Annotated in this window: 8 protein-coding genes; 7 read left to right on the forward strand and 1 reads right to left on the reverse strand. The window is 73.1% G+C overall.

Annotation, left to right across the window (positions count from 1 at the left end; translation table 11 throughout):
• The first annotated feature begins 43 nt into the window (after nt 1-43).
• The 6 genes from STRIP9103_RS06965 to STRIP9103_RS06990 all read left to right on the forward strand — a co-directional run bounded on the left by STRIP9103_RS06965 (nt 44) and on the right by STRIP9103_RS06990 (nt 6,878).
• A complete protein-coding gene (locus tag STRIP9103_RS06965; protein WP_063747270.1) occupies nt 44-1,333 on the forward strand; it encodes an O-antigen ligase family protein in 1,290 nt (429 codons plus the stop codon).
• Nucleotides 1,330-3,099 (forward strand): murein biosynthesis integral membrane protein MurJ, encoded by a 1,770-nt coding sequence (gene murJ, locus STRIP9103_RS06970; RefSeq protein ID WP_009301723.1) that lies wholly within the window; start codon nt 1,330-1,332, stop codon nt 3,097-3,099. The genes STRIP9103_RS06965 and murJ overlap by 4 nt, the downstream gene beginning before the upstream one ends.
• Nucleotides 3,100-3,193: 94 nt before the next feature.
• The gene (locus STRIP9103_RS06975) at nt 3,194-3,874 is read left to right on the forward strand and encodes a polysaccharide deacetylase family protein (protein WP_048819839.1); all 681 of its coding nucleotides are present in this window, start codon (nt 3,194-3,196) and stop codon (nt 3,872-3,874) included.
• 9 nt (nt 3,875-3,883) lie between these two features.
• Nucleotides 3,884-5,056, forward strand: a complete 1,173-nt coding sequence (locus STRIP9103_RS06980) for a glycosyltransferase (protein WP_009301717.1) — start codon at nt 3,884-3,886, stop codon at nt 5,054-5,056.
• A gap of 50 nt (nt 5,057-5,106) precedes the next feature.
• Nucleotides 5,107-5,727 carry a YveK family protein gene (locus STRIP9103_RS06985; protein WP_048819843.1) on the forward strand — a complete coding sequence of 207 codons (621 nt, stop codon included), beginning with the start codon at nt 5,107-5,109 and terminating at the stop codon, nt 5,725-5,727.
• Between the two features lie 56 nt (nt 5,728-5,783).
• Nucleotides 5,784-6,878: a GNAT family N-acetyltransferase gene (locus STRIP9103_RS06990; RefSeq protein WP_009301733.1), complete on the forward strand. Its 1,095-nt coding sequence runs from the start codon at nt 5,784-5,786 to the stop codon at nt 6,876-6,878.
• A 30-nt stretch (nt 6,879-6,908) separates the two neighbouring features.
• Here the strand turns inward: STRIP9103_RS06990 and STRIP9103_RS06995 are convergent, their stop codons facing one another.
• Nucleotides 6,909-8,030: a glycoside hydrolase family 26 protein gene (locus STRIP9103_RS06995; protein ID WP_234022138.1), complete on the reverse strand. Its 1,122-nt coding sequence runs from the start codon at nt 8,028-8,030 to the stop codon at nt 6,909-6,911.
• Between STRIP9103_RS06995 and STRIP9103_RS51305 the strand changes: the two genes are divergently transcribed.
• A complete protein-coding gene (locus STRIP9103_RS51305) occupies nt 7,927-8,247 on the forward strand; it encodes a hypothetical protein (RefSeq protein WP_009301745.1) in 321 nt (106 codons plus the stop codon). The genes STRIP9103_RS06995 and STRIP9103_RS51305 overlap by 104 nt on opposite strands.
• Nucleotides 8,248-8,476 lie beyond the last annotated feature (229 nt).

Raw genomic sequence — 8,476 nt, forward strand, 5'->3', positions numbered from 1 at the left:
GCCGGTGAGCCACGCATACGCCCTGGCCTTCGCACGCGGGCTGATGCCCGTCCTGCCGGTGGTCGCGGTGATCGCTCTGCTCGCGCTGCCCGTCGCTCCGGGCCACGAGGGCGGCGCGACGCCCGTCGACGCCGCCTCCGGTGTGGTCGTCCTGGCGTGCGCGGTCCGTCTGCTGTGGCACCGGCGGCGCCCCCTGTCACGTACCGCCGCCGTCGTGCTGGGCCTGCCCGTGGCCGGGTTCGCGATCGCGGCGGCGGGGGCCATGACCCCGGGCGCGGCGCTCACCGGGTTCGTGCGCTGTCTGCAGATCTTCGTGCTCGTCCCGGCCGCCGTCCTGCTGCTCGTCCGCGACCTGCGCGACGTCCGGCTGCTGGCCTGGTCGGTGGTGGCGCTCGCGATGTGGCAGGGGGCCGTCGGGGTGCACCAGTACGCGACCGGGACCGGCGCCTCGTACAGGGGCCAGGAGATCCGGGCGGTCGGCACCTTCGGGTCGGCGGACGTCATGGGGATGTCGACCGTGGTGGCGCTCGGGCTGGTGTGCGCGGTGGGCCTGGCTCTCGCACCCGGGTCCGTACGACAGCGGGGGTGGGCCGTGGGGTGCGGGCTGCTGCTCGTCGTACCGCTGACCGTGTCCTTCAGCCGGGGTGCGTGGATCGCGACGGCCGTCGCCTGCACGGCGCAACTGGTGCTGGCGGGCCTGCGGCGGGCGGTGACGGCGGGCGCGGTCGTGGCCGCCGTCACCGTGATCCTCGTCGGCGGGTTCGGCGTCGGCTCCACACTGTTGGAGGAGCGGTTCAGCAGCATCGGCCAGGTCGGCGACGCGCCGGACCAGTCGGTCACCGACCGGTACACGATGTGGGCGGCGGCGGCCGACATGTGGCGTGAGCGTCCGCTCACGGGCGTCGGTCTCAAGGACTTCCCCGAGCACCGCGACGGCCACGCCTCGCTGGCGCTGTCGTCGGGCAGCGACATCGAGGGCGCGGGCGCGGCGTTCCGGAAGCAGCCGCTGCTGTCGCCGCACAACATGTACCTGCTGGTGCTCAGCGAGCAGGGACTGATCGGGCTGCTGGCGCTGGCGGGGAGCTGGCTGGCGCTGCTGGTGCTGGGGGTGCGGAGACTGATCGGCGCCCGCAGAGCGCGGGACCCCGGCCTCGACTGCGGGCTCATCGCCTGCGGGTTGCTGATCTGGCAGCTGATCGACTTCGCGTACGCCGACATCGGCGGGCCCTCGACCGTCCTCACCGCCGTCTGTCTCGGGTTGACGGCGTGGTGGGCGCTGGCCGGTCCCGAACCGGCCGTCTCCGAGTCCTCCGAGGAGGCTGCTCCACGATGACCATCACCCCTCCGCAGGCCGGGGACGTCACGGCCGCCGCGGCACGCTCCTGCCCGGACGCCCCCGGTGCCCCGGACGTCCCTGGTGCCCCGGACCCCGGTGGCAGAACCACGTTCGTCTCGCAGGGCTTCCTCGCCAGGGCCGCGTTCGTCACCGTCGTCCTCTCCCTGGCCGGTGCCGTGCTGGGCCTCGGCCGGGACCAGGCGCTGGCGCACCTCTTCGGGGCCGGGCGCGAGACGGACGCCTTCCTCGTCGCCTGGACCGTGCCCGAGTTCGCGGCGACGCTGCTGATCGAGGACGGGCTGGCCTTCGCGCTGGTACCGGCGTTCAGCGCGGTCGTGGCCCGCCGCGCCCGCGGCGACACGGGCGACCCGGTGCGCGCCCTGGTCCGCGGCACGCTGCCCCGGCTGGTGCCGGCGTTCGCCGTGGCGTCGGCGCTGCTCATCTGGGGGGCGCCGTACCTGGTCGAGATGCTGGCGCCGGGGCTCCCGGACCCCCGGCTCGCGGTGGACTGCACCCGGCTGACCGGCACCTGCGTCCTGACCTTCGGCCTCGCCGGCTACTGCAGCGCGGCCCTGCGCGCGCACCGCCGGTTCGTCGCGCCCGCGGCCATCTACGTCGCCTACAACACCGCCGTCATCACGGGGATGTTCGTCCTGGGCGGGCGCTGGGGCGTACGCGCGGCAGCGATCGGCGTCGCGGTGGGCGGGGCGCTCATGATCGTCACCCAACTGCCGTCCCTGTTAAGGCTGTTGCACCGCCGACAGGCGGCCCTCGGAGCCGACGCGATGGACACGACAAACGCGATGGACCCCGCAGCCCCCGCCGCCCCCGCCGATCCGGGGAACCTCGCGGATCCCGGAGACCCCGCGGATCCCGCGGATCCGGCGGCGGACCGGCGCGCCATGAACCTCGTCCTCTTCGTCACCGTCCTGCTCTTCGCCCTGTGCCGCCAGTCCCAGGTCCTCATCGAGCGCTTCCTGGCCTCCACACTCCCCGCCGGCGCCATCTCGCATCTCAACTTCGCCCAGAAGGTGGCGCAGATGCCGATGGTGCTCGCCCTGATGCTGTGCACGGTCACCTTTCCCGTCGTGTCGCAGGCGCTGGCCGAGGGCGACATCGAGCGGGCCCGTGACCGCGTCGAGCGCGACCTGCGGGCGGTGTCGTGGGTCGTGCTGCTGGGCACCGCCGCCGTCGTCGCGTGTGCCCCGCAGCTCATCCACCTCCTCTTCCAGCGGGGCGCGTTCACCGCGCAGGACACCGCGGCCACCGCCGCCGTCATGCGCGTGTACGCGCTGGGGCTGCTCGGCCAGGCACTGGTGGGCGCGCTCGTCCGCTCGTACTTCTCGGCGGGGCGGCCCACTTGGTACCCGGTCGTCGCGATGACCGCCGGGATCGTCGCCACGTCGTGGATCGGCACGGCGACGGTCGACTCATGGGGCGTGCTGGGCATCGCCGCGGCCAACGCGGCCGGCATCACCCTCACCGCCCTGATCCTGCTGTACGGCATGGGGTCACACAGCGTGCCGATCCGCACCTGGCAGGTACTGGCCGGGATGAGCAGACCGCTGCGCGCCGCGGTGGTCGCCTGTGGGCTGGGCGGGTTCGGCGCGGCCCTCGTCGACTCCCCCGCCCTCGGACTCACGGCCGGTGGCACAGCCGTGGCCCTCGTCTTCCTCCTGCTCGCCGGGATGCCGGGCGGGCAGGGCCTCACACCCGCACTCCGCACCGTCACCCGGAGGCTTCCACATGCCCGTTTTCGCTGACCGCGGTCGTTCCGCCGTACCCCGACCCGGCACGGCCCGACCCGACACGCCCGACACGCCCCGACTCAGATCCGGCCCGCCCCCGTGGGTGGCGATGTACCACTCCGTGGGCGACTGCTCCCACGACCCGTACCGCGTCACCGTCTCGCCCCACCGCCTGGACCGGCAGCTCGGCTGGCTCCGCCGCCGGGGCCTGCGCGGCGTCGGTGTGCGTGAGCTGCTCGCCGCGCGTGCCCGGGGGGAGGGACAGGACCTGGTGGGCCTGACCTTCGACGACGGGTACGCCGACTTCGTCGCGCACGCCCTGCCGCTGCTGCTCCGTCATGGCTGCGGCGCCACCCTGTTCGTCCTGCCGGGCAGGCTGGACGGCGACAACGCCTGGGACCCGGGCGGCCCACGCAAGCCGCTGCTGTCGGCGGAGGGCATCCGGCAGGCCGCCGCCGAGGGCGTCGAGATCGGCTCGCACGGCCTCACCCATGTGGACCTGACCCTGGCCGACGACGCGCTGCTCCATGCCGAGGTGAGGGACAGCAGAGCACTGCTCCGCGATGTGACCGGTGCTCACGTCCACGGCTTCTGCTACCCGTACGGGAAGGTCGACCGCCGAGTCCTCGACGCCGTACGGGAAGCGGGCTACAGCTACGCCTGCGCCACGGATCCCGGCGATCTGACCGGCCTGCACGCCCTCCCCCGCGTCCACGTCGGCGAACGGGACAGTGCCTGGCGGCTGCGCCTCAAACACCGACTGCACCGCCGCCCCGTCGAGGGAGTGTGAGCCCCCGCGATGCCCGGGTTGAAGGCCCTCCACATCATCACCGGCCTCGGCGTCGGCGGCGCGGAGCAGCAACTCCGGCTGCTGCTGCGCCACCTGCCCGTCGACTGCGACGTCGTGACGCTCACCAACCCCGGCCCGGTGGCCGAGGGTCTGATGGCGGACGGCGTCCGGGTCGTCCACCTCGGCATGTCCGGCAACCGGGACCTGTCCGCGCTGCCCCGCCTGGTCCGCCTGATCCGGCACGGCGGCTACGACCTCGTGCACACCCATCTCTACCGGGCCTGCGTGTACGGCAGGATCGCCGCGCGCCTGGCGGGCGTCCGGACCGTGGTGGCCACCGAACACTCCCTCGGCGGCACGCAGTTGGAGGGCCGCGCCCTGACCGCCGGTGTGCGCGCGCTGTACCTGGCCAGCGAGCGGCTGGGCCAGGCCACGGTCGCGGTCTCGCACACGGTGGCCGACCGGCTGCGCGGCTGGGGCGTGCCCGAGCCCCGCATCGAGATCGTGCCCAACGGCATCGATGTGGCCCGCTTCCGCTTCGACCCGGCCGGCCGCGAACGCACCCGCCGTCGGCTCCGGCTACCGGAGGGCGCGTACGTCGTCGGCGGCATCGGCCGGCTGACCGCGGGCAAGCGGTTCGGCGTCCTGATCGACGCCCTCGCCCGACTCCCCCGCGACTACAGGCTGTTGCTGGTCGGCAGTGGCCCTGAGGAGAGCGCGCTGCGGCGCGCCGCCCAGCGGGCCGGGGTGACCGACCGGGTGCTGTTCACGGGCGAACGGCCGTACGAGCCCGATGGCACCCGCGACCTGGATCTGCCCTCGCTGGCCTCGGCGATGGATGTGCTCGCCTCACCGAGCCCGGAGGAGTCCTTCGGCCTGGCCGTCGTGGAGGGTCTGGCAGCGGGGCTGCCGGTGCTGTACGCCGCCTGCCCCGCCGTCGAGGACCTCCCGCCGCGCCTCGCCGCCGGGGCCCGCCGGGTGCGGGGCGGCGCGGACGCGTTCGCCCGCGCCCTGACCGAGACCCGCGCCCTGACCGGGGCCGGACCGTCGCGCCCGACGGACCGCCAGGCCCCCGCCGCCGCCCACCACTACTGCATCACGCGCACCGCCGCACGGCTCATGGACGTGTACGCGGACGCCGTTTCCTGCTCGTCCCCGTCACCCCTGGGAGTGACCCTCTGATGACCTCCAAGACCGAATCCCCGACCATCTTGGCAACACCGCCACGCCTGATGCGGCCATTGAGGCGTTTGAGAGCGCTGCCGCCGTGGTTCATGCCCACGGCCGGCGCCCTGCTCGGCGCCCTGACCGGCAGCGCGTACGGCGTCCTCACTCCGCCCGCCTACTCGGCCACGGCATACGTTGTCGCCGTACCGACCGGGAAGTCGGAACCGCAGGCGGCGCTCGGCTTCGCCCAGGCGTACGGCCGGGTCGCCACGCAGCTCGCGGTGCTCGGGGACGCCCAGGTGTGGGCGGGCGTGTCGGTGCGGACGCTGCGCGAGAGCGTGCGATCGGCGACCTCGCCGGACGCGCCGATGGTCGGCGTGACGGCCACGTCCGCACGCCCCGATCTCGCCGCCGACATGGCCAACGCGGTCTCCCGTTCGCTGACCCGGCACGCCAACCACGCCAAGAGCGCCACGCATGTCGAACTCCTGCAGTTCTCCCGGGCCGTGAAGCCCACCGAGCCGTCCTCGGCCTCATCGGCGCTGACCGGCCTGGTCGGCGCGAGCGCCGGCGGCCTGCTGGGCGGCCTCGCGCTGCTGGCCCGCCCGCGGCCCACCGCCGCCGGGCCGCGCACGGCCAGTGTGCCCGGCCCCGCCCCCGCCACCGACGGGCGCGGTCAGCTGTGAGCGGGGTTCGGTGGGCCGACGGTGGCACCGTCCGGGCCGATGTCAGCGCCCTGCGGGTGCGACTGTGCACTGATGAGCGGGAGTTCGCCGCGCTGGCCCCGGCTTGGGAGCGGCTGTACCGCAGGTGTGGGGCGGCGACCCCGTTCCAGAGCCACGCCTGGCTGCACTCCTGGTGGACCTCGTACGGCAGGCCCGGCCGACTGCGGCTGGTGCTGGTGCGCGACGGTGGTGAACACGGCGAACTCCGCGCGGTCGCACCACTGATGAGGGTCGGGAGTCCGCTGCCCCGGCTCGTCCCGCTGGGCGGAGCGATCTCCGACTTCGGGGACGTGCTGCTCGACGACGAGCATGCCGACCGGGCGGCGCCCGCGCTCGCCGAGGCGCTGTCGGCGGCCGCGAGCACCGCGCTGATCGACTTCCGTGAGGTACGGCCGGGCGGCGCCGTCGAGCGCGTCTACGAGCACTGGAACGGACCGCGCCGCCGGCTGCGCGACTCGCTCTGCCTGGAGTTGCCCGCCGTACCGATGGAGGAACTCGCGGCCCGCCTGCCCTCGTCGAAGGCCCAGCGGGTACGGGCCAAGCTGCGCAAACTGACCGCGCTGGGCGTGACGCGCCGGACCGCGGCCCCGGACGAGGTGGACGCGGCGCTGCGGCGGCTCCTCGCGCTGCACCGACTGCAGTGGCAGGGCCGCGGGGTGACGCCGGAACACCTCCAGGAACGGTTCGGCGCACACCTGGTGCGCGCGGTCGGCCCGATGGTGCGCTCCGGCGACGCCGTGGTCACCGAGTTCCTGCTGGACGGCGAGGTGGTGGCCGTCGACCTGACGCTGTTGTCACCGCGTCTGGCGGGCGGCTATCTGTACGGTGCCCATCCGCGGCTGCGCGAGCGGAAGGCTGACGTCGCCGTGATGCTGCTGGATGCCTGCGCCCGGCACACCGGCACCGGTGAGCGCGACACACTCAGCCTGCTGCGCGGCGACGAGCCGTACAAGCGCCACTGGCTCCCCGAACCCGTGGTCAACCAGCGGCTGCTGCTGGCCCGGCGGCGCACCGCCCCGCTGTTGTCGGCGGTCGTCTGCGAGGTTTCCGCGCGCAACCGGGTCAGGGAACTCGTGCGCGGGTGGAAGGAACGGGGTGGCGGCAAGAACTGAGCCTGCCGCCTCCCCCGCGGACCTGCGGGATCACCACAGGCTCGACCACCAGTCGAAGCGGACGCAGAGCCTTCCGCCGAGCCAGTGCTCGACCCAGTCACCCAGGTTCATGGGTGAGCAGTTCCGGCGAGGCACCGGTGAGGACTCGGACATCGGCAGGGGGCCGGCGAGCGCGGCCCGGTACACCTCGGCGGCCCTCGGGTTCCGCCGGCACTGCCACATGCCGTGCGGGCAGTAGTCGGTGATCGTGTGGTACAGCGGCTTGTGCGCGTCGATCCAGGCGAGCATGCGCCGCACGTACTCCGCGTTGTCGCCGTTGCGGAACAGGCCCCACTCCGGATACGAGATCGGCTTGCCGTGCGCCTTCGCGAAGTCCACGTGCTGCTGCAGCCCGTACGGCTCCGTGACATGTCCGTCGAAGGACAGTCCCCGCGGCTGGTCGTAGGTGTCCATGCCGATGATGTCGACCGTGGTGTCCCCGGGATAGCACTCCGTCCAGGGAACGGCGTCACGCCCGCGACTCGGCGTGAAGTCGAAGCGGAACCGTTGATCCGCCACCGAACGCATGACGGTGACGATCCTGTTCCAGTACGTCTTCCAGGCCTCCGGGTCCGGCCCGCACCGATGGGTGTACGTCGTGCCGTTCATTTCCCAGCCGAGCACGAGAACGGTGTCGGGCACCTTCAACTCGACCAGCCGCTCGGCCAGACGGCGGTAGTGCGCGTCGAACTCACCGGCCGCGCCCCGGCGCAGAAGGGCGCGGACCTCGATGTCGGACACGCCCTCCTCGTTGCGCTCCAGCATGGGCACGTTGAGGACGAGCATCCGGTCCTGACTCTCCCGGCGCCAGGCCGCCCAGGCGTCGAGGTAGAGGGGTTGGCCCTCGATGTTGCTCCAGCGGTCGCCCGGCAGATAGGTGTGCCCCACGCGGACTTCGGCCCCGTTCAGCCACCGGCTGAACCCGGCCATACGGGCCACGCCCCTGGGACCGTAATCGAGGTAGGCGCCGAAGGCGGGTTGTGGGACAGCCTGTGCGGGGGGTACAGCGGTGGCCGCCGCCGAAGGTCCCATCGGCACGGGCGCCACCGGCACGGGCGCCACCGGCACGGGCGCCACCGGCACGGGCGCTGCCGGCACGGGCGCCACCGGCACGGGCGCTGCCGATGCGGATGCTGCCGATGCGGATGCTGCCGATGCGGATGCTGACGGCCCGGGCGTCGTCGGCGGGGACACCGTCGGCACAGGTGTCCGGGCGACCTCTTCGGTCGCGGTGGCGTCCGCAGTGTGTCCCAGCCCCGGCACCAAGGCGGCCGAAGCGAGAAAACCGGCCGCGATGTACACAGGCCATCTTCTTCGGCGGCGTTGCTGAGTGGCCATGACTGCCCCTTTCTCCGCTCATCGGCAGCAGTCGTACCGCGCACACTGCCACCCGTTTATCCGAATCCACTCCGTTGATCAGTCATATGTATGCCCGCGCTATCAATCTGCTCCTGCGCCTTTGCCCACCCTGACACCCGCACGAGTGAGCCATGGCTGAGGAAAATCAAGCGAATTCGCCGTACCCCCATCCCCATGACCAGGAATTGGGGAGGCCGTGA

It is taken from the genome of Streptomyces ipomoeae 91-03 (genome assembly GCF_000317595.1).
Taxonomy (GTDB): domain Bacteria; phylum Actinomycetota; class Actinomycetes; order Streptomycetales; family Streptomycetaceae; genus Streptomyces; species Streptomyces ipomoeae.

What these genes read in the sequence shown, in the direction of transcription:
- STRIP9103_RS06965 (WP_063747270.1), top strand. Translation starts at nt 44, where the DNA reads ATGCCCGTCCTGCCGGTGGTCGCGGTGATCGCTCTGCTCGCGCTGCCC.
- murJ (WP_009301723.1), top strand. Translation starts at nt 1,330, where the DNA reads ATGACCATCACCCCTCCGCAGGCCGGGGACGTCACGGCCGCCGCGGCA.
- STRIP9103_RS06975 (WP_048819839.1), top strand. Translation starts at nt 3,194, where the DNA reads ATGTACCACTCCGTGGGCGACTGCTCCCACGACCCGTACCGCGTCACC.
- STRIP9103_RS06980 (WP_009301717.1), top strand. Translation starts at nt 3,884, where the DNA reads ATGCCCGGGTTGAAGGCCCTCCACATCATCACCGGCCTCGGCGTCGGC.
- STRIP9103_RS06985 (WP_048819843.1), top strand. Translation starts at nt 5,107, where the DNA reads ATGCGGCCATTGAGGCGTTTGAGAGCGCTGCCGCCGTGGTTCATGCCC.